Raw genomic sequence first — 26,715 nt, forward strand, 5'->3', positions numbered from 1 at the left:
TGAACAGCGTACGCGGCTGAACCCGCGGCTTCATGGGTTCAGCAGAGCCTTGGCGCCAGGGTAGAAGCTGGCCGCCAGGACATGCAGGGCAGCCGGCAGACGAGGACCCAGGCCACCGACCAGCAAGGTTGGGTCAAGCGCTATCAGGCGTTTTTCACGCACCGCGCGGCTGCTGGCCAGCGCCGGGTTTTCCTTGATCAGTGCCTGTAACGCCTGCTCACCACTCAGGGCGCGGTCGGAGAACACCACCACGTCCGGGTCCAGGGCGGCCAGGGCTTCTACCGAGAAATTCTTGTAGCCCTGGTGGTCGGCCAGGTTGCGCCCGCCCGCTTGGCGCAGCACCCAGTCACCCGAGCTGCCCTGCCCTGCGATCAGCGGCTTGGCGCCCGCATGGCCGACCAGCAGTAGCACCCCCGGCGCCTTCTGCCCGGCCTGGGCTTGCTTGATCTGCGCGTGCAGCGCATCCAGCTGGCGGCGATAGTCAGCCGCCAGTTCGCCCGCCTTCTGCTCACTGCCCAGCAGCGTCCCTAGGTGCTTGAGGTTGTCGTCCACCGCGCTCAGCTCGGCCTTGCTGGAGAACAGCTCGACCCGCACCCCGGCGTTGCGGATCTGCGCCAGCACCGGCGGCGGGCCCATTTCTTCAGTACCTACCAGTACATCCGGGCGCAGGCTGAGAATGCCCTCGGCCGAAAGTTGGCGCTGGTAGCCAATGCTCGGCAATGCCTTGAGCGATTCGGGATGCTGACTGGTCGTGTCGACGCCAACCAGGCGTTGCTCACCGCCCAATGCGCTGATCCACTCGCTCAACGCGCCGCCGGCGCTGACCCAGCGTTGCGGCAGCTCGGTAGCCAACGTGTGGGAGGACAGCAACAGACCGGCGCACAAGACAATCAGGGCAGAGGGGCGGCGCATCATCGAATTCCTTTGCAGAAGGCGGGCTGCACGCCTTGTGGCGGGCAACGTAACTGCGCACCATGGACAGCCTGGCGCAGCGAATGCGGGCAATTTGATAATTGTTCGCATTGAAGCGTCAAGCCACACACTATTAAGAAGCCTTTAATGCACTACCTCTGCCCCAGCGCCGCCCTCGCCGAAGGTCAAAGCCGCGCATTCGCCGTCGCCGACTTGTCACTGTTCGGCGTGCGCCACAACGGCTCGGTATACCTCTATCGCAACCGCTGTCCGCACCGTGGCATCGCCCTGAACTGGAACGCCGAAGGTGTGCTCGACGCCAGCGGCAAGTTGATCCAATGCGCCCACCATGGTGCGCAATTCATCATTGCCAGCGGCGAATGCGTCACCGGCCCCTGCACCGGCGAATGGCTGGAGGCCCTGGACTGCCGCGAAGACAGACAAGGCATCTGGCTCATGCTGTAAGCAGCACCGGCAGGCGGCGGTCGATGACGATACCGGTGGCATCCAGGCGAGCGCCGTAGGCCAATACCTCGACCCCCTGCGCCACCGCCTCGCGCAACGCTTGCGCATAGGCGGGATCGATCTCATCCGCCGGTCGCACCGCCTCGATGCCGGTCAGGTTCACGCAGTACAACTGCACCGCACGAATGCCCTGTCGAGCCAGCGCCGCCAGTTCACGCAAATGCTTGGCACCGCGCTGGGTGACCGCATCTGGAAACGCCGCCACAGCGGTGTCGGGATAACCGAGGGTGACGCTCTTGACCTCGACATACGCTGGGCCGTCCTCGAACGTCAGGTAGAAGTCGATGCGACTGCGCTCCTCGCCATAGGCCACTTCACGCCGTAGCGCCGTGAACCCGGCAAGCTCGGTGATCACCCCAGCGCGCAAGGCCTCCTCCACCAACGCATTGGCCCGCCCGGTGTTGACGCAGGCCAGGCGCCCCTGCGGCGTCTCGCTGATTTCCCAGGTGCCGGGCAGCTTGCGCTTGGGGTCGGTGGAGCGACTGAACCACACCTGCCCGCCCTCACGCATGCAGTTGAGCATGGAGCCGGTGTTAGGGCAGTGGATGGTCAGTTGCTCACCGTTGGCCAGCTCGATGTCGGCGAGAAAGCGCTTGTAGCGGCGCAGCAGCCGCGCGTGTTCCAGTGCTGGAAAGAACTCCATCAGCCTTGCCAGCTGCGCAGGCCACGGGCGATGCGCTGCACCGCCTCTTCCAGGCGCGGCAGGCTCTGGGTGTAGGAAAACCGAACGTGGTGACCGGCTTGATGGCGCCCGAAATCCAGCCCCGGGGTAAACGCCACATGTTCGGTTTCCAGGAAGTGCCGGCAGAACGCGAAGGCATCGTCGCCGAACGCGCTGATATCGGCATACAGATAAAAGGCTCCCTGAGGCTCGACGGCGATGCCGAAGCCCAACTCACGCAAAGCTGGCAGCAGGTAGTCCCGACGCAGGCCGAACTCGGCGCGGCGCGCTTCGAGAATCGCCAAGGTGTCGGGCTGGAAGCACGCCAACGCCGCGTGCTGGGCCATGCTCGGGGCACTGATGTAGAGGTTCTGCGCCAGCTTCTCCAAATCGCCGACTGCCGAAGGTGGCGCGACCAGCCATCCCAGACGCCAACCGGTCATCCCGAAATACTTGGAAAAACTATTGAGGACGAACGCCTGGTCATCCACTTCCAGCACGCTGGGTGCGTCCATACCGTAGGTCAGGCCGTGGTAGATCTCGTCCACCACCAGATGGCCATGCCGCTCACGGGTGGCCTGGGACAAACTGGCCAGCTGCTCGCGGTCGAGCACCGTCCCGGTGGGATTGGCCGGCGAGGCCACCAGGGCGCCGACGGTGTCCTTGTCCCAGTGGCGCTGTACCAGATCGGCGGTGAGCTGGTAGTTGACTTCCGGTCCGACCGGCACCAGCTGCGCACCGCCTTCGACCAGGCGCAGGAAATGGCGGTTGCACGGATACCCCGGGTCAGCCAGCAGCCAGTGTTTACCCGGATCGACCAACAGGCTGCTGGCCAGCAGCAGGGCGCCTGAGCCACCGGGGGTGATCAGTACCCGCTCGGGGTCCAGGTCTACGCCATAGCGCTGACCATAGAAGCCCGCGATGGCTTCGCGCAACGCCGGCAGGCCACGGGCTGCGGTGTAGCGCGTGTGTCCGGCAGCCAACGCAGCCTGGCCTGCGGCGACGATGGGCGCAGCGGTGGTGAAATCCGGCTCGCCGATCTCGAGATGGATCACATCATGGCCTGCAGCCTGCAATTCATTGGCACGCGCCAGCAGTGCCATGACGTGAAAGGGTTCGATAGCGCGACTGCGCGCGCTGTGTGGCTGAGCCATGGGCCTTCTCTCATTTGGGTCTAGACTGGTGATTCTACCCGTGCGCACCTGCGAACGTGCGGCTCACGCCGCTGTCAATAGCAGGCATAGCGCGGGGTAGCGCACCCCGGATCTATCTGGTAAGTTCGGCGGCTCGCAGTCGCAGGGCCGGCGGGTGCCGGAGATGGAAGCAAGCCTGCGCATTGGATCAGATGAGTGAGAGGCGGTCTATTCATGTCCACCGTAGAAAAGCAAAAAGCCCAGACCATGTACGGTGTCGAACCCTACGTAGAGACCAAGGGTGAAGAGTACATGGGCGAGCCCATGAAAAAGCACTTCATCAAACTGCTCAGCGCCTGGAAAGGCGAGCTGATGGTCAGTGTGGATCGCACCGTAGACCACATGAAGGACGAAGCCGCCAACTTCCCAGACCCGGCCGACCGTGCCAGCCAGGAAGAAGAGTTCGCCCTTGAGCTGCGCAACCGCGATCGCGAGCGCAAGCTGATCAAGAAAATCGACAAGACCCTCGACAAGATCAAGGAAAAGGACAGCGACTACGGCTGGTGCGACTCCTGCGGCGTCGAGATCGGCCTGCGCCGTCTCGAGGCACGCCCGACCGCCGATCTGTGCTTCGACTGCAAGGAAATCGCGGAGAAAAAGGAAAAGACCGTCGGCAAAGGCTGACCCTTTCCTCATCCGAACGGGGCGCATCATGCGCCCCGTTTTCATTTATATAGCTGTGCAGCCCATGACCGACTCCCGCTACATCGGACGCTTCGCCCCCACCCCCAGTGGCTTCCTGCATTTCGGCTCGCTGGTCGCCGCCCTCGCCTCCTGGCTCGACGCCCGCGCCGTGGGTGGCCGCTGGCTGCTGCGCCTGGAAGACACCGACCCACCCCGCGAGATGCCCGGCGCACGCGACGCAATCCTGCAAACCCTGGAGCGCTATGGCCTGGAATGGGACGGCGAAGTGGTGTGCCAGAGTCAGCGGCACGACGCGTATGCGGCGGTGGTCGATCGCTTGTTCAACCTGGGGCTGGCCTACGCCTGTACCTGCTCGCGTAAACAGCTCGAAGGGCATGCTGGGATCTACCCAGGTCTGTGCCGCAACGCTGGGCACCCACGGGAAGGGGCAGCGATCCGCCTGCGGGTCCCCGAGCTGATCTACCGCTTCGAAGACCGGGTACAGGGCCATTTCGAGCAGCACTTGGGCCGCGACATCGGTGATTTCGTCATCCAGCGGCGCGACGGGCTGTACGCCTACCAGCTGGCAGTGGTGCTGGACGATGCCTGGCAAGGCGTGACCGATATCGTGCGCGGCGCCGACCTGCTGGACAACACCCCACGCCAGCTCTATCTGCAAGAGCTGCTGGGTTTCTCGCAGCCGCGCTACCTGCATATTCCGCTGATCACCCAGCCGGACGGGCACAAGTTGGGCAAGTCCTACCGCTCGCCGCCGCTCGAGGCAGATCAGGCCACGCCGCTGTTGCTGCGGGCACTGCGAGCCCTCGGCCAGACGACCGAGGCGCAGCTGCAAAGCGCCAGCCCCGCCGAAGTACTGGCGGTGGCGCGCCAGCGCTGGCAGCCTGAGCGTATTGCCCGGCAACTGACAGTGCCCGAGGCGGATTTGCACTGAGACCGCAGCGGCCGGTTCGCCGGCCTGCACGCACACGTCACCGCCAAACAATCAAAAGCCCAAACATTTCAAACCCTTGGCCAAGCGTACCGATTCCCGCTAACCTCGCCTGCGCCAATTGCGCCAATAATAACGCCAAGCCCGCAGCGCCTAACCATCGAGGCCAACATGTATATCTATCGCTTGGTCCTGCTTCTGGTCGTGGGGATCTACCTGTTCTCCCCGGCCATCATGGACTGGTGGATCGAGCCGACCGGAGCCTGGTATCGCCCCTACCTGCTCTGGCTGATCCTGATCGTCGTCACCTTCATCCTGCAGAGCCAACGAGATGCCGATGAGCTTTAGCCTGACCCAGATGATTCTGATCAGCGCCGCCTACCTGCTGGTGCTGTTCAGCGTGGCCTGGATCAGCGAACGCGGACTGATCCCGCGCGCAGTCATCCGCCACCCCCTGACCTACACCTTGTCGCTGGGCGTTTATGCCAGTGCCTGGGCCTTTTATGGCTCGGTGGGCCTGGCTTACCAGTACGGCTATGGCTTCCTCGCCTGCTACCTGGGCGTGTCGGGCGCCTTCCTGCTGGCGCCGGTGCTGCTCTACCCGATCCTCAAGATCACCCGGACCTACCAGCTCTCCTCGCTGGCCGATCTGCTCGCGTTTCGCTTCCGCAGCACCTGGGCGGGCGCGCTGACCACCATTTTCATGCTGATCGGCGTGCTCCCGCTGCTGGCGCTGCAAATCCAGGCGGTGGCTGACTCCATCAGCATCCTGACCGGCGAGCCGGTCAAGGCACGGGTGGCATTCGCGTTTTGCGTGCTGATCGTGCTGTTCACGATTTTCTTCGGCTCGCGGCATATCGCCACCCGGGAAAAACACGAAGGACTGGTGTTCGCCATCGCCTTCGAGTCGGTGATCAAGCTGCTGGCACTCGGCGGGATCGGCCTGTACGCGTTGTATGGGGTATTCGGCGGCCCCCACGAGCTGGAAGTGTGGCTGCTACAGAACCAGACTGCCCTCGCCGCCCTGCACACACCGCTGCAGGAAGGCCCGTGGCGCACGCTGCTGCTGGTGTTCTTCGCCTCGGCGATCGTCATGCCGCACATGTACCACATGGCCTTCACCGAAAACCTCAGCCCGCGCTCGCTGGTCAGCGCCAGCTGGGGCCTGCCACTGTTCCTGCTGCTGATGAGCCTGGCCGTGCCGCTGGTGCTGTGGGCCGGACTACGCCTGGGCGCAAGCACCAATCCCGAATACTTCACCCTGGGACTGGGGATTGCCGCCAACAACGAAGCCCTGGCGCTACTGGCCTACGTCGGCGGGCTGTCGGCAGCCAGTGGCCTGATCATCGTCACCACCCTCGCGCTCTCGGGCATGGCCCTGAACCATCTGGTGCTGCCGCTCTACCAGCCCCCAGCCGAAGGCAACATCTATCGTTGGCTGAAATGGACCCGCCGCGCATTAATCGTGGCGATCATCACCGCCGGTTTCGTCTTCTACCTGACCCAGAACAATCACCAGAGCCTGGCCAACATGGGCATCGTCGCGTTCGTCGCGACCCTGCAGTTCCTGCCCGGCGTGCTTTCGGTGCTGTACTGGCCGACCGCTAACCGACGCGGCTTCATCGCCGGGCTGCTGGCCGGCATGCTGGTCTGGATGCTGACCATGCTCCTGCCGCTGCTGGGCAACCTGCAGGGCTTCTACATCCCCATGTTGGATGTGATCTACGTCCTCGACGATACCAGTTGGCACATGGCTGCTATCGGCTCGCTGGCAGTCAACGTGCTGTTGTTCACGCTGATCTCGCTGTTCACCAACGCCAGCAGCGAAGAGGCCAGTGCCGCCGAGGCCTGCGCGGTGGACAACGTGCGTCGCCCGCAGCGCCGTGAGCTGCATGCCGCTTCCCCGCAAGAGTTCGCCACACAACTGGCCAAACCGCTGGGCGCCAAGGCGGCGCAGAAAGAGGTCGAGCAGGCGCTGCGTGACCTCTACCTGCCCTTCGACGAGCGTCGTCCCTATGCCCTGCGCCGTCTGCGCGATCGCATCGAGGCCAATCTGTCCGGCCTGATGGGCCCAAGCGTCGCCCAGGACATGGTCGAAACCTTCCTGCCATACAAGTCCGGTAACGAAAACTACGTTACCGAGGACATCCACTTCATCGAAAGCCGCCTTGAGGACTACCACTCGCGCCTGACCGGCCTTGCCGCCGAACTCGACGCGTTGCGCCGCTACCACCGCCAGACCTTGCAGGAACTGCCCATGGGCGTGTGCTCGCTGGCCAAGGACCAAGAGATCCTGATGTGGAACAAAGCGATGGAAGAACTGACCGGCATCGCCGCCAAGCATGTGGTCGGCTCGCGCCTGGTGACCATCGCCGACCCGTGGCGCGGCCTGCTGCAAGGTTTCATCAACCTGCCCGACGAGCACCTGCACAAGCAACGCCTGGCCCTCGACGGCCAGCCGCGCTGGCTGAACCTGCACAAGGCCGCCATCGACGAGCCGCTGGCACCCGGTAACAGCGGCCTGGTGCTGCTGGTGGAGGACCTCACCGAAACCCAGGCACTGGAAGACAAGCTGGTGCACTCCGAACGCCTGGCCAGCATTGGTCGCCTGGCAGCCGGCGTGGCCCACGAGATCGGCAACCCGATCACCGGCATCGCGTGCCTGGCCCAGAACCTGCGCGAAGAACGCGAAGACGACGGCGAGATCATCGAGCTGTCCAGTCAGATCCTGGAACAGACCAAGCGGGTGTCACGCATCGTTCAGTCCCTGATGAGCTTCGCGCATGCCGGCGGCAGCCAGCAGAACAGCGAAGAACCGGTGTGCCTGGCCGAAGTGGCGCAGGACGCGATTGGCCTGCTGGCGTTGAACCGGCGCAATTTCGAAGTGCAGTTCTTCAACCTGTGCAACCCGGACCACTGGGTCGAGGGCGATCCCCAACGCCTGGCCCAGGTCCTCATCAACCTGCTGTCCAACGCCCGCGACGCCTCGCCCGCAGGCAGCGCCGTGCGCGTGCGCACTGAAAGCAGCGAGCACACCATCGACCTGATCGTCGAAGACGAAGGCAGTGGTATCCCGAAGAACATCATGGACCGCCTGTTCGAGCCCTTCTTCACCACCAAGGACCCAGGCGAAGGCACCGGACTGGGGCTCGCTCTGGTCTATTCCATCGTGGAAGAGCATTATGGGCAAATCACCATCGACAGCCCGGCCGATATCCAGCGCCAGCGTGGTACCCGGATCCGCGTGACCCTGCCCCGGCATGTCGTAGCGACGTCCCCTGAAATTCGAGACCGTCGAGAGAATTGAATCAATGCCGCACATTCTGATCGTCGAAGACGAAACCATCATCCGTTCGGCCTTGCGCCGCTTGCTCGAACGCAACCAGTACCAGGTCAGCGAAGCCGGCTCGGTGCAGGAAGCCCAGGAACGCTTCAGCATTGCCACCTTCGACCTGATCGTCAGCGACCTGCGTCTGCCTGGCGCACCGGGCACCGAGCTGATCAAGCTCGGCATGGGCACGCCGGTGCTGATCATGACCAGCTATGCCAGCCTGCGCTCGGCCGTGGACTCAATGAAAATGGGCGCGGTGGACTACATCGCCAAACCCTTCGACCACGACGAGATGCTTCAGGCGGTGGCGCGCATCCTGCGTGATCGGCAAAACGCCCCGGCCCCAGGATCGGCCCCTGAAGCCCGCGCCAGCAATGGCAAGGCCGCTGCTGAAAAACCCGCACCGGCCGCCGCCAACGGCGAGATCGGCATCATTGGCTCGTGCGCACCGATGCAGGAGCTGTACGTCAAGATCCGCAAGGTTGCGCCCACCGACTCCAACGTGCTCATCCAGGGCGAGTCGGGCACCGGTAAAGAGCTGGTGGCCCGGGCCCTGCACAACCTGTCGCGGCGGGCCAAGGCACCGATGATTTCGGTGAACTGCGCGGCGATTCCAGAAACCTTGATCGAGTCCGAACTGTTCGGCCACGAAAAAGGCGCATTCACTGGCGCCAGCGCCGGGCGTGCCGGTTTGGTCGAAGCCGCCGACGGTGGCACGCTGTTCCTTGACGAAATCGGCGAGCTGCCACTCGAAGCGCAAGCCCGCCTGCTGCGCGTGTTGCAGGAAGGCGAGATTCGCCGGGTCGGCTCGGTGCAGTCGCAAAAGGTCGATGTGCGTCTGATCGCCGCGACCCACCGCGACCTGAAGAACCTCGCCAAGGCCGGCCAGTTCCGCGAAGACCTGTATTACCGCCTGCATGTGATCGCCCTCAAGTTGCCGGCCCTGCGCGAACGTGGCAGCGACGTGTTGGAGATCGCCAGCGCCTTCCTGGCTCGCCAGAGCGCGCGCATTGGCCGTGACGACCTGCACTTCTCGCACGACGCCGAACAGGCCATCCGTCACTACAGTTGGCCAGGTAACGTGCGCGAGCTGGAGAACGCCGTGGAGCGCGCGGTGATCCTCAGCGAGAGCGCGGAGATTTCCGCCGACCTGCTGGGCATCGACATCGAGCTGGCGGACCTCGAGGACGACGACGGCCTGGACAACTTGCCCCCGTTGGCCGCAGGCGGCGCCAACAATGCCAGCCATGAGCCCACCGAGGACCTGTCGCTGGAGGACTACTTCCAACACTTCGTACTCGAACACCAAGATCACATGACCGAGACGGAACTGGCCCGCAAGCTGGGTGTAAGCCGCAAATGCCTGTGGGAGCGCCGCCAGCGCCTGGGCATTCCACGTCGCAAGAGCAACGCCACCAGCGACAACTGACACAACGCCACGTCCCTCGCGCGGGGCAAGTCGCATCGGTACGCCGACGCGCCTTGCCCCGCGCTGCGTTTGGGCGCCGGTAACACAAGCCAGCGCCCGCAAAAATCTGTTACCTCTGCCCTGCGGCGTAACAGCGCACGAGGCGTACGGTAACGAAATTTCTACATTTGCCCGGCACCGACAGCCGTCAAAATCGCCAGAACCCCCGGTTTCATTGGACTTTCAAAAGTTGGCACGGCACCTGCTATATGTTTGGCACAAGAACAATAACAAGCACTGCAACTCAGAATAAGAACAAGACGAAACGGCTCACGCACAATAAGAACAAGATGGCGGAGGCGCAGCTAACTGATTGTTTTGGAGAGGAGTTGTGTTTGGGGCTTGCCCCACGATCAGGCAGAGAACAACAAAAACTGCACTTAAAAGCAGCACCTGAACTGATTGGACCGTAAGGTCAGCATTATCTCGGCGACCAAAGCAATCCGTTTGCTCTTAACCCCCGGTTTGGGGGTCGTTCACAAGCTTCGAGATTTGTGAACAGGGCACTCAACAAAAACAAGAAGCCCAGCAAAAAAATAATAAGAGCACACAACGACTTGATGGGGAGCTTAGGCTCCCCATGTCGTTTCTCCCTCTCTGCGATGCCCCTTGGCACACCGCCTACACCATTCCCCCAGTAAATGCTAGAATCCCCGCCCATCATGCGGCCATTCTCATACCCTTGGCCGAACATTCCTTCAAACAGTGCATCCCATGCTGAAGAAGCTGTTCCAGTCTTTCCGCCCGCCCGTCCGGGGCCAACACCACAGGCGCACCACGCCTGAAGTGATCAACAAGAGCCAGCACTCGCTGCAACGCAGCCAGTTCAGCCGCCATGCCGTGAGCATCGTCGAGCGCTTGCAGTCGGCCGGTTACGAGGCCTACCTGGTTGGCGGTTGCGTACGCGACCTGCTGCTGGGCATCACGCCCAAGGACTTCGATGTCGCCACCAGCGCTACGCCAGAGCAGGTGCGCGCCGAATTCCGCAATGCCCGCATCATCGGCCGGCGCTTCAAGCTGGTCCACGTGCATTTCGGTCGCGAGATCATCGAGGTCGCGACCTTCCGCGCGCCGCACTCGGACGAGGACCAGGCCGACAGCCACCGCTCCTCGCACAATGCCAGCGGCCGCATTCTGCGCGACAACGTCTACGGCACCCTGGAAGAAGACGCGCAGCGCCGCGACTTCACCATCAACGCGCTGTATTACGACCCGGTCAGCGAGCGCATCCTCGATTACGCCAATGGCATCCACGACGTTCGCAACCGCCTGCTGCGCCTGATCGGCGACCCGACGCACCGCTACCAGGAAGACCCGGTGCGCATGCTGCGAGCCGTGCGTTTCGCCGCCAAGCTGGACTTCGGCATCGAGAAGCACACCGTAGCACCGATCCGCGACTTGGCGCGCATGCTGCGGGATATCCCGCCAGCCCGCCTGTTCGAAGAGAGCCTCAAGCTGTTCCTCAACGGCCAGGGCGCGATCACCTTCGAGATGCTGGTCGACCTGAACCTGTTCGAGCCCCTTTTCCCAGCCAGCAGCCATGCCCTGGAAGAGCGCCCGACCTACACCCATACCCTGATCAGCCAGGCGCTGGCCAACACCGACCTGCGCGTCAAGCAGGGCAAGCCGGTGACCCCGGCGTTCCTGTTCGCCGCCCTGCTGTGGCCGGCCCTGCCAAGCCGCGTGCTGTACTTGCAGAGCCAAGGCGTGCCGCCGATTCCAGCCATGAACGGCGCGGCTCACGACCTGATCGCCGAGCAGTGCCAGCGTATCGCGATTCCCAAGCGCTTCACCCTGCCGATCCGCGAGATCTGGGACATGCAGGAGCGCCTGCCACGGCGCAGCGGCAAGCGCGCCGACATGTTGCTGGACAACCCACGCTTTCGCGCCGGCTACGACTTCCTGCTGCTGCGTGAAAGCGCCGGTGAGCAGACCGACGCGCTGGGCCAGTGGTGGACCGACTACCAGGATGCCAACGACAGCGAACGCCGCGAGATGATCCGCGAGCTGGGCAGCCGTGACGAGGCCGCCGCCCCAGGCACCGGTCCACGCAAGCGCAAGCGCAGTGGCAGTAAACGCAAGCGTGACGACGAGCAGGCCTGGGATTGAACACCACCCGAGCCTTCATCGGCCTGGGCAGCAACCTCGATGCGCCGGCCGAACAGTTGCGCAGCGCCCTGCAGGCCCTCGACCTGATCGAAGGCAGCCGCCTGGTGGCGGCCTCGGCGCTGTACACCAGCGACTCGCTGTTGCCGGGCCAGCCGCGTTACACCAACGCGGTGGCCGCGATCGACACCGCGCTCGCGCCACTGGCCCTGTTGGACGCCCTGCAAGCCATCGAAAACGACCAGGGCCGTGTGCGCGCAGAGCGCTGGGGCCCGCGTACGCTGGACCTCGACGTGCTGTTGTTCGGTGACCAGGTCATCGACCTGCCGCGCCTGAAAGTGCCGCACTACCACATGCATGCCCGCCCGTTCGTGCTCTACCCGCTTGCCGAGCTGGTCCCGGAAAGCTTCCGCCTTGCCGATGGCCGCAGTCTCGCGCAAATGCTTCAAGACTGCCCGTTCGTCGGCCTGGAACGCCTGTAATTCGGGCGTTTCAGACAGCGGTAACGCCAGTAACACCCCTGCCGTAACAATGCGGTAACAGGGTCATTGACTTCCCCCACCTCGCTCACGACTATAAGCGTCCCGCGGCACCAACCCGCCGCTATCACCCATTTAGGCCCGGACGGACCTGTGCCCGAACATCACAACGATGATGTGCCGCTCCGATTGATGAATACACGCGTTGTACGCAGTCGTCTTTCACAGCGCCTGAACGAGGATGCCCCTACATGCCTGAAGTAACCCTGACCACCCTCAATGGCCTGAAGGCCAAGGGTGAAAAAATCACCATGCTGACCTGCTATGACGCCACCTTCGCCAAGGCCGCCAGCGCAGCCGGCGTCGAAGTGTTGCTGGTGGGCGACTCGCTGGGCATGGTCCTGCAAGGCCATGACAGCACCCTGCCGGTCGACAACGACGACATGGCCTACCACACCGCCTGCGTCAAACGTGGTAACACAGGTGCACTGATCCTCGCCGACCTGCCGTTCATGGCCCACGCCACCCCCGAACACGCCTTCGCCAACGCCGCCCAACTGATGCGCGCAGGCGCGCACATGGTCAAGATCGAGGGTGCAGCGTGGTTGGCCGACACTATTGGACGGCTAGCCGAGCGTGGTGTACCGGTTTGTGCGCACATGGGCCTCACGCCACAGACCGTGAATGTGCTTGGCGGCTACAAGGTCCAAGGTCGCCAGGAAGCCCAGGCGCGGCAGATGCGCGCCGACGCCATCGCCCTGGAGCAGGCCGGCGCAGCGATGCTGCTGCTCGAATGCGTGCCCAGCGAGCTGGCCGCCGAAATCACCCAGGCGGTAGGCATTCCGGTCATCGGTATCGGCGCAGGCAGCGCGACCGATGGCCAGGTGCTGGTGCTGCACGACATGCTCGGGCTGTCGCTCAGTGGCCACGTGCCGAAATTCGTGAAGAACTTCATGCACGGCCAACCCGATATCCAGAGTGCCCTGGCGGCCTACGTACAGGCTGTGAAAGACGTCAGTTTCCCCGCCAGCGAACATGGGTTCAGCGCATGAATACCGTCAAGACCGTCCGTGAACTGCGCGCTGCCGTGGCGCGCGCCCGAGGCGAGGGCAAGCGCATCGGCTTCGTGCCGACCATGGGCAACCTGCACAGCGGGCATGCCGCCCTGGTGACCAAGGCCGCCCAACGTGCCGACTTCGTGGTGGCGAGCATCTTCGTCAACCCGCTGCAATTCGGTGCCGGCGAAGACCTCGACAAGTACCCACGCACCCTCGCCGCCGACCAGGAAACACTGCTCCAGGCCGGCTGCCACCTGCTGTTCGCCCCCAGCGTCGAAGAAATGTACCCCGACGGCATGGCCGTACAGACCCGGGTCAGCGTGCCACAGTTGTCCGAAGGCCTGTGCGGCGCCAGCCGCCCAGGGCACTTCGAGGGTGTAGCGACCGTGGTCAGCAAGCTGTTCAACATGGTCCAGCCCGACCTGGCGGTGTTCGGCGAGAAAGACTTCCAGCAACTGGCGGTGATCCGCGCGATGGTGCGCGACCTGAACATGCCGATCCAGATCATCGGCGAGCCGACCGTGCGTGCCGAAGACGGCCTGGCGCTGTCGTCGCGCAATGGTTACCTAAGCGCAGAACAGCGTGCTGCCGCGCCTGCACTGTACCGCGTACTGGGCAGCATCGCCGAAGCGATCCGCCATGGCCGACGCGACTTCGACGCGCTGCTTGCCGAGGGCCAGGCGCATCTGGAGGCCGCAGGGTTTCGCAAGGACTACCTGGAAGTGCGCCATGCCCTGACCCTGCGCCCGGCGCAACTCGATGACCGTGACCTGGTGGTGATCGCGGCCGCGTACCTGGGTAACACGCGCCTGATCGACAACCTGTACCTGCACCTGGCAGCCCCGACCGCCTGAGGTACACCGTGTAGGCGCGGCCGCGTGCCGCGCCTACACTGATCGCGCCAGCTGGCAGGAAAATTTCATCCGCCGCCTCACCCTGGCCATTCCCGCCTTGCGACCAATGCCTATAATGAGCAGCTTGCAACTGGCAAAGGTTGCCAGTGTCATAGCCTGACCATGCACCAAGGAAACCATCCGCAATGGCGTATTACCGTACACCCCACGATGTGACGGCGCTGCCTGCCTGGCAGGCGCTTCAGCAACACCGCGACGCCATGCAGGGCTTCAGCATGCGCGAAGCCTTCGCCGCCGACAGCAAGCGCTTCGAACAATTTTCCCTGAGCTGCTGCGGGCTGTTCCTCGACTACTCGAAGAACCTCATCGACGAAAAAGCCCGCGAGCTGCTGGTCAACCTGGCCACTGAAGTCGAACTGGGCGACGCCATCAAGTCGATGTTCAGCGGCGAGATCATCAACGCCTCCGAAGGCCGCCCAGTGCTGCACACCGCCCTGCGCCGCCCGGTCGGCGACAAGCTGAGCGTCAACGGCGTCAACGTGATGCCCGACGTGCACAAGGTACTCAACCAGATCACCGAACTGGTCGGGCGCATCCACGATGGCCTGTGGCGCGGCTACAGCGAAAAGCCAATCACCGACGTGGTGAACATCGGCATCGGTGGCTCGTTCCTGGGCCCCGAGCTGGTTTCCGAGGCCCTGCTGCCCTATGCCCAGCGCGGCGTACGCTGCCACTACCTGGCCAATATCGACGGCAGTGAATTCCATGAGCTGTCGGCCAACTTGCGCGCCGAAACCACCCTGTTCATCGTCTCGTCGAAGTCGTTCAACACCCTCGAGACCCTGAAGAACGCCATGGCCGCGCGTACCTGGTATCTGGCCCAGGGCGGTTCGGAAGCCGAGTTGTATCGCCACTTCATTGCCGTGTCGAGCAACAAGGCCGCAGCGGTGGCCTTCGGCATCCGCGAAGAGAACATCTTCCCGATGTGGGACTGGGTGGGGGGGCGCTACTCGCTGTGGTCGGCCATCGGCCTGCCAATCGCCCTGGCCATCGGCACCGCCAACTTCAAGGAGCTGCTGTCCGGCGCCTATACCATGGACCAGCACTTCCAGACCGCGCCGTTCGACAAGAACATGCCGGTACTGCTGGCCCTGCTGGGGGTGTGGTACGGCAACTTCTGGGGTGCCCAGGCTCACGCGATCCTGCCCTACGACCACTACCTGCGCAATATCACCAAGCACTTGCAGCAACTGGACATGGAGTCCAACGGCAAGAGCGTGCTGCAAGATGGCAGCCCGGTCAAAACCGACACCGGGCCGGTGATCTGGGGCGGCGTCGGCTGCAACGGCCAGCATGCCTACCATCAGCTGCTGCACCAAGGCACGCAGTTGATCCCGGCCGACTTCATCGTACCGGTGGTCAGCTTCAACCCGGTGGCCGACCATCACCAGTGGCTGTACGCCAACTGCCTGTCGCAAAGCCAGGCGCTTATGCTCGGAAAGACCCGTGAGGAAGCCGAAGCCGAGCTGCGCGCCAAGGGCCTGAACGAAGCCGATATCGCCAAGCTCGCACCGCACAAGGTCATTCCGGGCAACCGCCCGAGCAACACCCTGGTGGTCGAGCGCATCAGCCCACGTCGTCTGGGCGCGCTGGTGGCGATGTATGAACACAAGGTATTCGTGCAGAGCGTGATCTGGGGTATCAACGCCTTCGACCAATGGGGCGTGGAGCTGGGCAAGGAGTTGGGCAAGGGGGTCTACCAGCGCCTGGTCGGCAGCCTGGAAGACAGCGCCGAAGATGGCTCGACCCAGGGCCTGATCAACTACTTCCGCGGGCGTCACCGCGGCTGATATCGAGCTGATGCACCGCCGCCCTCACGGACCTGCAAATAAATCGCTGATTTGCACTGGCCTGTGGGAGCGGCTTCAGCCGCGAACACCGGCAAAGCCGGTGCCATCCACCGCGTCGTCTGCTTCGCGGCTAAAGCCGCTCCCACAGGGTACGCGCTGATCACACGATCACAGTGCTTTCAGGAACACACCCACCTTCTACACTGTCCATCGAATAGCCGTTGCAGTCCCTCGCCCCTAACAAGAGCAGGACCACCCGCCATGTTCGATATCCGCAACTACCCGCAAGCCCTGGCCACCTGCCAGGCCGCCGAACTGACCGACGCCGACTACCAACGCCTCTATCGCCAGTCCATCGACGATCCCGACACATTCTGGGCCGAGCAGGCCAAACGCCTGGACTGGATCAAACCCTGGTCGAGCGTGCAGCAATGCGACCTGAATACGGGCAAGGCACGCTGGTTCGACGGTGGTCAGCTCAACGTCAGCTACAACTGCATCGACCGCCACCTCGCCCTGCGCGGCGAGCAAACCGCCTTGCTCTGGGAAGGCGATGCGCCGGGCGACAGCAAGGCCATCAGCTACCGCGAGCTGCACCGCCAGGTATGCCGCCTGGCCAACGCGCTCAAGGCGCGTGGCGTGAAAAAAGGCGACCGGGTGTGCATCTACATGCCGATGATCCCCGAAGCCGCTTACGCCATGCTCGCCTGCACGCGCATCGGCGCCCTCCATTCGGTGGTGTTCGGCGGTTTTTCCCCCGACGCGCTGCGTGACCGTATCCTCGACGCCGACTGCCATACCGTGATTACCGCAGACGAAGGCGTGCGCGGCGGAAAGCGCGTGCCACTCAAGCACAATGTCGACAAGGCCCTGGCCAGTTGCCCGGCGGTCAGCAGCGTACTGGTCGTCAAGCGCACCGGTGGCGACATCGCCTGGAGCGAGGGCCGCGACCTTTGGTACCACGAGGCCACGCAACAGGCCGACGAGGACTGCCCGCCCGAAGCCATGGAAGCCGAAGACCCGCTGTTCATCCTTTATACCTCCGGCAGCACCGGCAAGCCCAAGGGTGTGCTGCACACCACCGGCGGCTACCTACTGCACGCCACGATGACGTTCAAGGTAGTGTTCGACTACCGCGACGGCGAGGTGTTCTGGTGCACCGCTGACGTGGGCTGGGTCACCGGCCACAGCTATATCGTCTACGGCCCGTTGGCCAACGGTGCGACCTCGCTGATGTTCGAGGGTGTGCCCAACTACCCTGATACCTCGCGCTTCTGGCAGGTGGTGGACAAGCATCAGGTGAACATCTTCTATACCGCGCCGACGGCCTTGCGCGCCTTGATGCGTGAAGGCGCAGCGCCACTGCAAAGCACCTCGCGGGCTAGCCTGCGCCTGTTGGGCAGCGTCGGTGAGCCGATCAACCCGGAAGCCTGGGAATGGTATTTCGAGGCCGTCGGGCAGCAGCGCTGCCCCATCGTCGATACCTGGTGGCAGACTGAAACCGGCGGCATCATGCTCACCCCGCTGCCCGGCACGCCACGCCTCAAGCCCGGTTGCGCCACGCAGCCGATGTTCGGCGTGCAACCGGTGCTGCTGGACGATCAAGGCAAGCTCATCGAAGGGCCAGGCACCGGACTGCTGGCGATCAAAGCCAGTTGGCCGGGGCAGATCCGCAGCGTCTATGGCGATCACCAGCGCATGGTCGACACCTATTTCAAACCCCTGCCCGGCTACTACTTCACCGGCGACGGCGCGCGCCGCGATGCCGACGGCGACTATTGGATCACCGGGCGCATCGATGATGTGATCAACGTCTCCGGGCACCGCATCGGTACCGCCGAGGTAGAAAGCGCGCTGGTGCTGCACGCGCGCATCGCCGAAGCAGCCGTGGTCGGTTACCCCCACGATCTCAAGGGCCAGGGCGTGTATGCGTTCGTCACCCCGATGCACGGCGTAACCCCGGACGATGCGCTAAAGGCCGAGCTGCTGGCGCTGGTGAGCAAGGAGATCGGCAGCTTCGCCAAGCCGGAGTTGATTCAATGGGCGCCGGCCTTGCCCAAGACCCGCTCGGGCAAGATCATGCGGCGTATACTGCGCAAGATCGCCTGCAACGAACTGGACAACCTGGGAGATACCTCGACCCTCGCTGACCCCAGCGTTGTCCAGGACCTGATCGACAAGCGCCTCAACACCTAACCTGCGGCCCCCTCGGCGGCCGCCTCAGCGCAAGGCCGCCATGGAAGCTCTACGCCGTCGCATCGAAACCCAGGTCATGAGCCTTACCGGCCTGGCCCTCGGCCAGCTCGATCTGGAGTCGCCCAAAGGCGACCCAGGCCTGTTTGGCCCGCAGAGCATCAGCTGGCAGGTGCACGGCGACTTTCCCAGCATGCTGGTCGGCGGCATCAGCGCGTTGATGCTGCAACTGCTGCATCCGTTGGCGCTGGCGGGCGTGTGGGATCATTCGAATTTCCGCCAGGACTTGCTCGGGCGCCTGCGCCGCACCAGCCAGTTCATCTCCGGTACGACCTTCGGCTCGACCCGCGACGCCGAATGGCTGATCGACAAGGTGCGCAGCATTCACCTGCAAGTAGTCGGCATCGCCCCCGATGGGCGCGCGTACGCGGCCAGCGACCCCGATCTGCTGACCTGGGTGCATGTGGCAGAAGTCAGCAGTTTTCTCGCCGCCCACCTGCGTTATCGCAACCCCGCCTTGCCGCGCGCCAGGCAGGACGCTTACTACAACGAAATCGCCCTGATCGCCGAACGCCTGGGCGCGCGCGACGTGCCGCGCTCCTGCGCTGAAGTCGAGGCGTATCTGCAGCGTATGCGCCCACAACTGCAATGCGATGCGCGTAGCCTCGAGGTGATCGACATCCTGCTGCAAGCGCCGGCACCCAGCCGCATGGCGCAGCCAGTGGGCAAACTGATGCTCAAGGCCGGGGTCGACCTGCTGCCGGACTGGGCCGCACAGATGCTCGGCCTGACGCAGACACCGTTGCAGCGGCGCATGGTACGCCTGGGCCTGGCCCAGACGGCCCAGTTGCTGCGCTGGGCCATGCGTGATGGCTCGGCGCATCGCGCCAGACGCCGCATGGGCCTTGAATAAGGTATTTTGGTGGCCTCAGCGGAACCCGTTTAACGTGCCATACTCCAAGCTCACCAGCCTGATACAGACGATGCGACACATGCCCAAAGGATTGACCCGCGCCGTTGGCGCACTGCTAGCCCTCGTGGCCCTGTACAGCCTGCTCGGCTTCCTCATTCTTCCCGGCATCGCCTTGCGCATCGCCAACCATCAGCTTGCGCAGTACGCCACAGTCCCTGCCCACCTGCAACGCATCGAACTCAACCCATTCAGCCTGGAGCTGACGCTCTGGGGCTTGCAGATCGGCGAGCCGGGCAAGGAACAGGTGGGCTTCGAACGCCTGTACGCCAACCTGTCCCTGGACAGCCTGTGGACCAAAGCCTTGCACCTGGACGCGGTGGAGCTGGACAAGCCGCGTACCGAGCTGCTGTTCGCCAAGGACGGTAGCCTCAACCTGACCCAGTTGTTCAAGCTGCCCGCCAGCGAACCCAAGGCCGACGAGCCGCCCAGCGACCCTTTCCCGCTGCGCATCGGCAGCATCAAGCTCAGCGAAGGCTACCTGCACTTCGAAGACCTGCGCCCGAGCGAGCCCATCGAATTCCTCTACGACTCGCTGAACCTGGAGCTGAAGAACCTCAGCACCCTGCCCGACGACAACGCCGACATGACCCTGGTGGCCAATGGCCCGAATGGCGGGCGCATCGATTGGGCCGGCACCCTGAGTCTGGCGCCGATCGCCTCCGAAGGCACACTGAAGATCACCGATGGCAAGATGAAACTGTTCTGGCCCTATGTGCGCGATGCCGTGCCGCTGGTGCTCGACGACGGCATGCTCAGCCTCGACAGCCACTACAAGATCAACCTCGCCAAAGAAACCGAGCTGTTGCTCGACAACGTATCGCTGCGCGTCGCGCCGTTTGCCATCAATGCCCCCGACGGGCGCCCGTTGGCACGCCTAGCCAGCCTGGATGTCAGCGAAACCTCCATCGACCTGGCCAAGCAGCTAGTGACCGTCGGCAAGGTACGCAGCGAAAAACTGGAAACCTGGGCAGCCCTTGAAAAAGACGGCCAACTCGATTGGCAGAAGCTCTTCGCCAGCCAACCGGCCAAGGCCACGCCGAAGGAAAAGGCCGAGCCCGCCGCCGCCGAACCAACCGACAAGGAAAAAGCCGCCAAGCAGCCGAGCAAACCCTGGCAGGTGCTGCTCAAGGACGTGCAGGCGCGCAACTACCTGATCCATCTGGCCGACCGTAGCCAGAAAGAGCCCGTGGCACTGGATGTCGGCCCACTCAACCTGGACCTGCAGAATTTCGACAGCCTCAACCAGTCACCCTTCAAGCTCAAGCTCGATACCGGTGTGGGCAGGCAAGGCAAGCTGCAAGCGGCAGGCGAAGTCAACCTGGCCCCGGTGACCGCCAAGCTCGACGTTGCCACGCGTGACATCGACCTACGCGTAGCCCAGGCCTACATCAGCCCGTTCATCCGCCTGGAGCTTCGCAGCGGCATGCTCTCCAGCGACCTCAAGGTAGACCTGAAGAACACCGCCCCACTGGCCTTCGCCATTACCGGCAAGGCCCAGGTCAATCAGCTGCACACGCTGGACACCATCAAGAACCGCGACTTTGTCAAATGGCAACAGGTCAACGTCGATGGCTTGTCGTACGTGCATGGCGACGCGCTGTCGATCGACAAAGTTACCCTGTCGCAGCCCTACGCCCGCTTCATCATCAACGAAGACCGTACCACCAACGTCGATGACCTGCTGATCCCACAACCCGCCGGAGCGTCTGCCGCCCAATCCAAGCCTGCGGCGAGCACGCGCGCGGACAGGCCGCTGGGTATTCACATCGGGCAGATCGACATCAAGGACGGTTCGGCCAACTTCGCCGACCTGACCCTGACCCCGAACTTCGCCACCGCCGTGCAGCAGCTCAATGGCCAGATCGGCACCATCGACAACCGCAAGCCGCTGCCGGCCAAAGTCGATGTGAAGGGCAAGGTGGACCGCTATGCACCGGTCACCATCAAAGGTGCACTGAACCCGTTCAATCCGCTGGCCAGCCTCGATATCGCCACCAGCTTCAAGCGCGTCGAGCTGACCACGCTGACCCCCTACTCCGGTAAGTTCGCGGGTTTCCGCATTCGCAAGGGGCGGCTGAACCTCGACCTGCACTACCTGATCACCAACGGCCAGCTCAAGGCACAGAACAAGGTGGTAGTCGAGCAGTTGCAATTGGGTGAAAAGGTCGACAGCCCGGATGCCGTGGACCTGCCGATTCGCCTGGCAATTGCTCTGCTCAAGGATACCGAGGGCAAGATCTCGATAGAGCTGCCGATTTCCGGCGACCTGAACAACCCGCAATTCAGCGTCATGCCAATCGTCTGGCAAACCCTGCGCAACCTGGTGCTGCGCGCGGCGCAGGCGCCGTTCAAGTTCATCGGTGGGCTGGTATCCGGTGGTGGCGCCGAGGACCTCGGCACCGTCTCGTTCGCCCCAGGCTCCAGTGACCTGGCTCCGGATGCCCAGGCCGCCCTGGACAAACTGGCTTCTGCGCTAAAGGAGCGTCCACAACTGCGCCTGGAAATCGAAGGCACTGCGGCCCAGGCCAGTGACGGCCCACTGATCGCCGAGCAACGCCTGGAGCGTGAATACCAGGCCACCTGGTACAAGATTCTGCAGCGCCGTGGCGACAAAGTGCCGGCCAACCCTTCGCTGCTGGTGGTCGAAGACAGTGACAAACCGGCCATGCTCGAAGGCATCTACCGCAGCCGCCTGAAACAGCAGCCGCCACCCCAATGGGAAAACCTCGGGCGTGACGAGCGCAGCGCCAAGCTGCGCGAGGCCGTCATCAAGTCCTGGGCAGAGAGTGCTCCTCTGCTACGCAACCTTGGTCAGGAACGGGCCAGCAGCATCAAGGACTACCTGGTCGACAAGTGCCAGCTGGAAGACGACCGGGTGTACTTCATCGACGCCGCACTCGGCCAGCCCGAGCGTGATGGCCGGGTCGTCACACCGCTGCACCTGGACGCAGAATAACCACTTTTCGCCGGGGAACGCCCGGCGATAAGTGGTCAAGCGAGCCGTTGCCCACCCCATAACGGCACAAGGCCGCTCCTACAAAGTCCGCAATTGGCTTAAGCGGTCGGTGTAGGAGCGGCCTTGTGTCGCGATGGGCTGCGTAGCAGCCCTAAATAGGTGGCCAAGTCCTTTTGGCCGACGGGAAATTCCTTATTCGGACTTCAGGCCATCAGCCGAAACGGCCTGCACGCCCTTGATCTTCTTGGTGATGGCCACAGCCATCTCTTTCTGTGCATCGGTGACAGCTACATCAGAGGAGAGGGACACCACACCTTTGTTGGTTTCAACCTTGATGTCGCTGCCTGGGATACCCTTCTCGGTCAACAAATCAGCTTTGACCTTGGTGGTGATCCAAGTATCCGAGGTGGCTTCCTTGGCCTTGGTCACCTCACCGGCCGCCAGTTGCATCGGGGCCTGGGTAGACTGCTGGGCGAATGCCGCGTTAGCCATGGTCAGGGTCAGAGCGGTAGCAGTAGCGGCAGCAATGGCGAACTTCTTCATGTGAGTCACTCCTGTTGTTCGAAAGGTCTGCGCCAAAGTAGATGGCGTCAGATAACAGGGATGTTGCACGGCCTGTGCCAGCTTTTCCGCTTCGCTTAAATCCTTTAAAAACAATGACTTACGCTAAAATCGAACACGCGCGAATCGTGCATTTTGCAAGCCTTGGCAATTTCCTGCGTGCAGGATGCAAGTCCGCCAGATAAAAACACAGGCATAAAAAAGGACCCCGTAGGGTAATGCCCGTCAGCTAAGCCTTTGTTGCATTAGTTGGGGCCGCAAAGCGGCCCCATTGGCTTAACTGACTCGCATTACCCCGCAGGGTCCTGCTTTGCAGCCTTTGGAGGCTTAGACGCCCGATGCCTTGGCAGCGGCAACGTCCTTGATCGACAGCTTGATACGGCCGCGGTTGTCCACGTCCAGTACCAGCACTTCGACTTCTTGGCCTTCCTTCAGCACGTCGGTGACTTTCTCGACGCGAGCATCGCTCAGCATGGAGATGTGCACCAGACCGTCCTTGCCCGGCAGGATGTTGACGAAGGCGCCGAAGTCGACGATGCGTTCGACCTTGCCGACGTAGATCTTGCCGATCTCAGCCTCGGCGGTGATGCCCAGGATGCGCTGCTTGGCCGCGTCCGCCGCTTCTTTGGTTTCGCCGAAGATCTTGATCGAACCGTCGTCTTCGATGTCGATCGAAGCCTTGGTTTCTTCGCAGATGGCACGGATGGTAGCGCCGCCTTTGCCGATCACGTCACGAATCTTGTCGGTGTCGATCTTCATCGCGATCATAGTTGGAGCGTTGGCCGACAGCTCGGTACGCGACTGGCCGATGATCTGGTTCATCTGACCGAGGATGTTCAGGCGCGCTTCCAGGGCCTGGCCCAGGGCGATTTCCATGATCTCTTCGGTGATGCCGTTGATCTTGATGTCCATCTGCAGCGCGGTGACACCCTTGGCGGTACCGGCTACCTTGAAGTCCATGTCGCCCAGGTGGTCTTCATCACCCAGGATGTCGGTCAGAACGGCGAACTTGTCACCTTCCTTGACCAGACCCATGGCGATACCGGCAACCGGCGCCTTCATCGGTACGCCCGCGTCCATCAGGGCCAGCGAGGCACCGCAGACCGAGGCCATGGAGCTGGAACCGTTGGATTCGGTGATTTCCGAAACCACGCGGATGGTGTACGGGAACACGTCGGCGGCAGGCAGCATGGCCTGGACCGAACGACGGGCCAGACGGCCGTGGCCGATTTCACGACGACCGGCGCCACCCATGCGACCACACTCGCCCACCGAGAACGGCGGGAAGTTGTAGTGCAGCATGAACGGATCTTTCTTCTCGCCTTCCAGGGTGTCGAGCAGCTGTGCGTCACGTGCGGTACCGAGGGTAGCCACCACCAGCGCCTGTGTTTCGCCACGGGTGAACAGGGCCGAACCGTGGGTTTTCGGCAGCACACCGACTTCGATGTTCAGCGGACGCACGGTCTTGGTGTCACGGCCGTCGATACGCGGCTTGCCGTTGACGATGTTTTCGCGAACGGTGCGGTATTCGATTTCGCCGAAGATTTCTTTGACTTCGGCAGCCGAAGGCTGGCCTTCCTCACCGGAGAACTTGGCGACCGCCTGGTCGCGCAGCTCGCCCAGGCGCGCATAGCGGTCGGCCTTGACGGTGATGGTGTAGCCCTGGGAAACAGCCTCGCCGAACTCCGCGCGGATGGCGTTGAACAGCTCGGTGTTGGCAACGGCCGGTTTCCAGTCCCAGACCGGCTTGGCGGCTTCGGCAGCCAGTTCCTTGACCGCCTTGATCACGGCCTGGAACTCGTCGTGGGCGAACAGTACGGCGCCCAGCATCTGGTCTTCGGTCAGCTCTTGGGCTTCCGATTCAACCATCAATACAGCCGACTCGGTACCGGCAACGACCATGTCCAGGCTCGACGCCTGCAGTTGCTCGTAGGTTGGGTTCAGCAGGTAGCCAGTGCTTTCGTGGAAGGCAACGCGGGCAGCGCCGATCGGGCCTTCGAAAGGAATGCCGGAGATCGCCAGGGCCGCCGAGGTACCGATCATCGCAGCGATGTCCGGATCGGTCTTCTTGCTGGTGGAAACGACGGTGCAGACGACCTGCACTTCGTTCATGAAGCCTTCAGGGAACAGCGGACGGATCGGACGGTCGATCAGGCGCGAGGTCAGGGTCTCTTTTTCCGAAGGACGGCCTTCACGCTTGAAGAAGCCGCCAGGGATCTTGCCGGCAGCGTAGGTCTTTTCCTGGTAGTGCACGGACAGCGGGAAGAAGCCCTTGCCCGGATCGGCTTGCTTGGCACCGACCACGGTCACCAGCACGGTGACGTCGTTATCGACGGTGACCAGCACTGCGCCGGTCGCCTGACGGGCAATGCGGCCCGTTTCGAGAGTAACGGTCGATTGACCGAACTGGAAAGTCTTGATTACCGGGTTCACGGTTTCCTACCTTTTTCAGTGGCTCTTGGGGGAACTGGTTCTTGCGAATTCTTGGGCAGAACGGAGTATCGGCTCCATTGACCGTCCAGATACAACACGAGGCTGGGAGCCTGGCGCCGAGCGGATGAACCGCACGGCTAACCAGGCTGCCAACCTCGCAGATCGCGTGGCGTGTCCAACGGCAGCGTTGCCAGGCAACACTCCCGAAGATTGCGACACGCCATGCAACACCACTGGCCAAGCCGCTATTAGCGACGCAGGCCCAGGCGACCGATCAGGGCGCTGTAACGAGTGGCGTCTTTGCCCTTCAGGTAATCCAGCAGCTTACGACGCTGGTTGACCATACGGATCAGACCACGACGGGAGTGGTGGTCTTTTTCGTTGGCCTTGAAGTGGCCTTGCAGCTTGTTGATGTTGAAGGTCAGCAGGGCAACCTGAACTTCCGGGCTGCCGGTGTCGCCTTGGGCTTGCTGATAGTCTGCAACGATCTGGGCTTTTTCTTCGACGCTGAGGGCCATGAGGCTTCTCCTGATAAACGGATCCCGCGAGCGGGGTCCAATAGGCCAGGGACTGAATCCCTGTATTAATAAAAAGAGAAATGACCGTGCCTACTGACAGCCATCCTCGATTCCGCACGGCAAAGCGTTGACCTCGCCCTGCGGTTTCGGTCATTCCGACCGAATCAGTCGACGTGGCGCAATGCGCCCGTCTTCGCTCACTTCACCGATACCGATGAAGCGAGCATTGTGATCCTGTACCCGGACCATGCCGAACTGCGGCGCATCCGGCGCACGTACGGCCTGGCCGTGCAGCCAGTAGAACGCGCTGTGCTCGGACAATACCACCAGTGGCCAGTCCTGCAACCCGCTGTCAGAGGGCAGCAGGAAGCGATCGAGCGCTTCGTTGCCACCTTCGGCGTGGGCTTGCTCCAACGCTTCGAGCGTGACGGTCTGTGCCAGCGCGAAGGGGCCTGCCTGGGTCCGGCGCAATTCGGCGACGTAGGCACCACAACCCAACGCCTCACCGATATCCTCCACCAGGGTGCGGATATAGGTGCCTTTGCTGCAACCTACCGACAGGCGTGCACGGGTGCCTTCGCACTCCAGCAGTTCCAAGCGTCCAATAGTAACAGAACGCGCCTCGCGCTCCACTACCTCTCCTGCACGTGCCAGCTTGTACAGCGGCTGGCCATCGCGCTTGAGGGCCGAGTACATCGGCGGGACCTGGAGGATTTCACCGCGAAAACGCGGAATCACCGCCTCGATGTCGGCGCGACCAACGGTCACCTCGCGGGTCTGCAGCACTTCACCTTCAGCATCTGCGGTACTGGTGGTCTGGCCAAGCTGCATGACCGTCTCGTAGCCCTTGTCGGAATCGAGCAAGTACTGCGAGAACTTGGTCGCCTCACCGAAGCACAGCGGTAGCACGCCGGTGGCCAACGGATCGAGGCTGCCGGTGTGGCCGGCCTTTTCCGCGTTGAGCAGCCAGCGCACTTTCTGCAGCGCAGCGTTGGAGGTGAAGCCCAGCGGCTTGTCGAGCAGGATGATGCCGCTGACGTTGCGGCGAATACGTTTGACCTGGGCCACCGC

General features: G+C 63.0%; 21 protein-coding genes. 14 read left to right on the forward strand and 7 right to left on the reverse strand.

Going from position 1 to position 26,715, the window contains the following annotated elements:
* Positions 1-30 precede the first annotated feature (30 nt).
* Positions 31-915 (reverse strand): heme/hemin ABC transporter substrate-binding protein, encoded by an 885-nt coding sequence (locus FEM01_RS21340; RefSeq protein ID WP_138221445.1) that lies wholly within the window; start codon positions 913-915, stop codon positions 31-33.
* 144 nt (positions 916-1,059) lie between these two features.
* On the opposite strand from FEM01_RS21340, the gene FEM01_RS21345 reads away from it, so the two are divergent.
* The gene (locus FEM01_RS21345) at positions 1,060-1,377 is read left to right on the forward strand and encodes a Rieske (2Fe-2S) protein (protein WP_138221446.1); all 318 of its coding nucleotides are present in this window, start codon (positions 1,060-1,062) and stop codon (positions 1,375-1,377) included.
* Here the strand turns inward: FEM01_RS21345 and sfsA are convergent.
* Together sfsA and FEM01_RS21355 are read right to left on the reverse strand one after the other, a co-directional pair.
* Positions 1,367-2,080: a DNA/RNA nuclease SfsA gene (sfsA, locus tag FEM01_RS21350; protein ID WP_138221447.1), complete on the reverse strand. Its 714-nt coding sequence runs from the start codon at positions 2,078-2,080 to the stop codon at positions 1,367-1,369. The two genes, FEM01_RS21345 and sfsA, sit on opposite strands and share 11 nt — an antisense overlap.
* Positions 2,080-3,252 (reverse strand): pyridoxal phosphate-dependent aminotransferase, encoded by a 1,173-nt coding sequence (locus tag FEM01_RS21355; RefSeq protein WP_138221448.1) that lies wholly within the window; start codon positions 3,250-3,252, stop codon positions 2,080-2,082. The genes sfsA and FEM01_RS21355 overlap by 1 nt, the downstream gene beginning before the upstream one ends.
* Before the next feature lie 213 nt (positions 3,253-3,465).
* Between FEM01_RS21355 and dksA the strand changes: the two genes are divergently transcribed.
* From dksA to FEM01_RS21420, 13 genes are all read left to right on the forward strand, one after another.
* Positions 3,466-3,915 (forward strand): RNA polymerase-binding protein DksA, encoded by a 450-nt coding sequence (gene dksA, locus FEM01_RS21360; protein WP_138221449.1) that lies wholly within the window; start codon positions 3,466-3,468, stop codon positions 3,913-3,915.
* A 64-nt stretch (positions 3,916-3,979) separates the two neighbouring features.
* Complete coding sequence (gene gluQRS, locus FEM01_RS21365) at positions 3,980-4,867, forward strand: tRNA glutamyl-Q(34) synthetase GluQRS (protein ID WP_138221450.1); 888 nt, start codon at positions 3,980-3,982, stop codon at positions 4,865-4,867.
* 168 nt (positions 4,868-5,035) lie between these two features.
* On the forward strand, positions 5,036-5,212 hold the full coding sequence (locus tag FEM01_RS21370) for a hypothetical protein (RefSeq protein ID WP_003250005.1): 177 nt from the start codon (positions 5,036-5,038) through the stop codon (positions 5,210-5,212).
* A complete protein-coding gene (locus FEM01_RS21375) occupies positions 5,196-8,171 on the forward strand; it encodes a sensor histidine kinase (RefSeq protein WP_171031006.1) in 2,976 nt (991 codons plus the stop codon). The genes FEM01_RS21370 and FEM01_RS21375 overlap by 17 nt, the downstream gene beginning before the upstream one ends.
* A gap of 4 nt (positions 8,172-8,175) precedes the next feature.
* A complete protein-coding gene (locus tag FEM01_RS21380) occupies positions 8,176-9,624 on the forward strand; it encodes a sigma-54-dependent transcriptional regulator (RefSeq protein ID WP_138221452.1) in 1,449 nt (482 codons plus the stop codon).
* Between the two features lie 753 nt (positions 9,625-10,377).
* On the forward strand, positions 10,378-11,772 hold the full coding sequence (locus tag FEM01_RS21385) for a polynucleotide adenylyltransferase PcnB (RefSeq protein WP_138221453.1): 1,395 nt from the start codon (positions 10,378-10,380) through the stop codon (positions 11,770-11,772).
* A complete protein-coding gene (gene folK / locus FEM01_RS21390; protein ID WP_138221454.1) occupies positions 11,769-12,251 on the forward strand; it encodes a 2-amino-4-hydroxy-6-hydroxymethyldihydropteridine diphosphokinase in 483 nt (160 codons plus the stop codon). The genes FEM01_RS21385 and folK overlap by 4 nt, the downstream gene beginning before the upstream one ends.
* Positions 12,252-12,499: 248 nt before the next feature.
* Positions 12,500-13,300, forward strand: coding sequence for a 3-methyl-2-oxobutanoate hydroxymethyltransferase (gene panB / locus FEM01_RS21395; RefSeq protein WP_138221455.1), 801 nt, complete (start codon positions 12,500-12,502; stop codon positions 13,298-13,300).
* Positions 13,297-14,160, forward strand: coding sequence for a pantoate--beta-alanine ligase (gene panC / locus FEM01_RS21400; protein WP_138221456.1), 864 nt, complete (start codon positions 13,297-13,299; stop codon positions 14,158-14,160). Before panB ends, panC begins: the two co-directional genes overlap by 4 nt.
* Positions 14,161-14,345: 185 nt before the next feature.
* Positions 14,346-16,010, forward strand: a complete 1,665-nt coding sequence (gene pgi / locus FEM01_RS21405; protein ID WP_138221457.1) for a glucose-6-phosphate isomerase — start codon at positions 14,346-14,348, stop codon at positions 16,008-16,010.
* A gap of 261 nt (positions 16,011-16,271) precedes the next feature.
* Entirely contained in the window at positions 16,272-18,206 is a 1,935-nt protein-coding gene (gene acs, locus FEM01_RS21410; protein WP_138221458.1) for an acetate--CoA ligase, read from the forward strand.
* 40 nt (positions 18,207-18,246) lie between these two features.
* The gene (locus FEM01_RS21415) at positions 18,247-19,116 is read left to right on the forward strand and encodes an oxygenase MpaB family protein (protein ID WP_138221459.1); all 870 of its coding nucleotides are present in this window, start codon (positions 18,247-18,249) and stop codon (positions 19,114-19,116) included.
* Between the two features lie 79 nt (positions 19,117-19,195).
* On the forward strand, positions 19,196-22,132 hold the full coding sequence (locus tag FEM01_RS21420) for a DUF748 domain-containing protein (protein WP_138221460.1): 2,937 nt from the start codon (positions 19,196-19,198) through the stop codon (positions 22,130-22,132).
* Positions 22,133-22,324: 192 nt separating this feature from the next.
* Here the strand turns inward: FEM01_RS21420 and FEM01_RS21425 are convergent, their stop codons facing one another.
* The 4 genes from FEM01_RS21425 to truB form a co-directional block, all read right to left on the reverse strand.
* Complete coding sequence (locus tag FEM01_RS21425) at positions 22,325-22,675, reverse strand: BON domain-containing protein (RefSeq protein WP_138221461.1); 351 nt, start codon at positions 22,673-22,675, stop codon at positions 22,325-22,327.
* 345 nt (positions 22,676-23,020) lie between these two features.
* Entirely contained in the window at positions 23,021-25,126 is a 2,106-nt protein-coding gene (gene pnp / locus FEM01_RS21430; protein WP_138221462.1) for a polyribonucleotide nucleotidyltransferase, read from the reverse strand.
* Positions 25,127-25,374: 248 nt separating this feature from the next.
* Entirely contained in the window at positions 25,375-25,644 is a 270-nt protein-coding gene (gene rpsO, locus FEM01_RS21435; protein ID WP_138221463.1) for a 30S ribosomal protein S15, read from the reverse strand.
* A 150-nt stretch (positions 25,645-25,794) separates the two neighbouring features.
* Positions 25,795-26,712, reverse strand: coding sequence for a tRNA pseudouridine(55) synthase TruB (gene truB / locus FEM01_RS21440; protein WP_138221464.1), 918 nt, complete (start codon positions 26,710-26,712; stop codon positions 25,795-25,797).
* Between the last annotated feature and the right edge of the window lie 3 nt (positions 26,713-26,715).

This window comes from Pseudomonas mosselii (assembly GCF_005796105.1).
In the GTDB taxonomy this organism is placed as follows: domain Bacteria; phylum Pseudomonadota; class Gammaproteobacteria; order Pseudomonadales; family Pseudomonadaceae; genus Aquipseudomonas; species Aquipseudomonas mosselii_C.

What these genes read in the sequence shown, in the direction of transcription:
- FEM01_RS21355 (WP_138221448.1), bottom strand. Translation starts at nt 3,252, where the DNA reads ATGGCTCAGCCACACAGCGCGCGCAGTCGCGCTATCGAACCCTTTCAC.
- FEM01_RS21415 (WP_138221459.1), top strand. Translation starts at nt 18,247, where the DNA reads ATGGAAGCTCTACGCCGTCGCATCGAAACCCAGGTCATGAGCCTTACC.
- FEM01_RS21425 (WP_138221461.1), bottom strand. Translation starts at nt 22,675, where the DNA reads ATGAAGAAGTTCGCCATTGCTGCCGCTACTGCTACCGCTCTGACCCTG.
- FEM01_RS21345 (WP_138221446.1), top strand. Translation starts at nt 1,060, where the DNA reads ATGCACTACCTCTGCCCCAGCGCCGCCCTCGCCGAAGGTCAAAGCCGC.
- FEM01_RS21385 (WP_138221453.1), top strand. Translation starts at nt 10,378, where the DNA reads ATGCTGAAGAAGCTGTTCCAGTCTTTCCGCCCGCCCGTCCGGGGCCAA.
- dksA (WP_138221449.1), top strand. Translation starts at nt 3,466, where the DNA reads ATGTCCACCGTAGAAAAGCAAAAAGCCCAGACCATGTACGGTGTCGAA.
- FEM01_RS21375 (WP_171031006.1), top strand. Translation starts at nt 5,196, where the DNA reads ATGCCGATGAGCTTTAGCCTGACCCAGATGATTCTGATCAGCGCCGCC.
- gluQRS (WP_138221450.1), top strand. Translation starts at nt 3,980, where the DNA reads ATGACCGACTCCCGCTACATCGGACGCTTCGCCCCCACCCCCAGTGGC.
- sfsA (WP_138221447.1), bottom strand. Translation starts at nt 2,080, where the DNA reads ATGGAGTTCTTTCCAGCACTGGAACACGCGCGGCTGCTGCGCCGCTAC.
- FEM01_RS21370 (WP_003250005.1), top strand. Translation starts at nt 5,036, where the DNA reads ATGTATATCTATCGCTTGGTCCTGCTTCTGGTCGTGGGGATCTACCTG.
- FEM01_RS21380 (WP_138221452.1), top strand. Translation starts at nt 8,176, where the DNA reads ATGCCGCACATTCTGATCGTCGAAGACGAAACCATCATCCGTTCGGCC.
- panC (WP_138221456.1), top strand. Translation starts at nt 13,297, where the DNA reads ATGAATACCGTCAAGACCGTCCGTGAACTGCGCGCTGCCGTGGCGCGC.
- panB (WP_138221455.1), top strand. Translation starts at nt 12,500, where the DNA reads ATGCCTGAAGTAACCCTGACCACCCTCAATGGCCTGAAGGCCAAGGGT.
- FEM01_RS21420 (WP_138221460.1), top strand. Translation starts at nt 19,196, where the DNA reads ATGCCCAAAGGATTGACCCGCGCCGTTGGCGCACTGCTAGCCCTCGTG.
- rpsO (WP_138221463.1), bottom strand. Translation starts at nt 25,644, where the DNA reads ATGGCCCTCAGCGTCGAAGAAAAAGCCCAGATCGTTGCAGACTATCAG.
- acs (WP_138221458.1), top strand. Translation starts at nt 16,272, where the DNA reads ATGTTCGATATCCGCAACTACCCGCAAGCCCTGGCCACCTGCCAGGCC.
- pgi (WP_138221457.1), top strand. Translation starts at nt 14,346, where the DNA reads ATGGCGTATTACCGTACACCCCACGATGTGACGGCGCTGCCTGCCTGG.
- FEM01_RS21340 (WP_138221445.1), bottom strand. Translation starts at nt 915, where the DNA reads ATGATGCGCCGCCCCTCTGCCCTGATTGTCTTGTGCGCCGGTCTGTTG.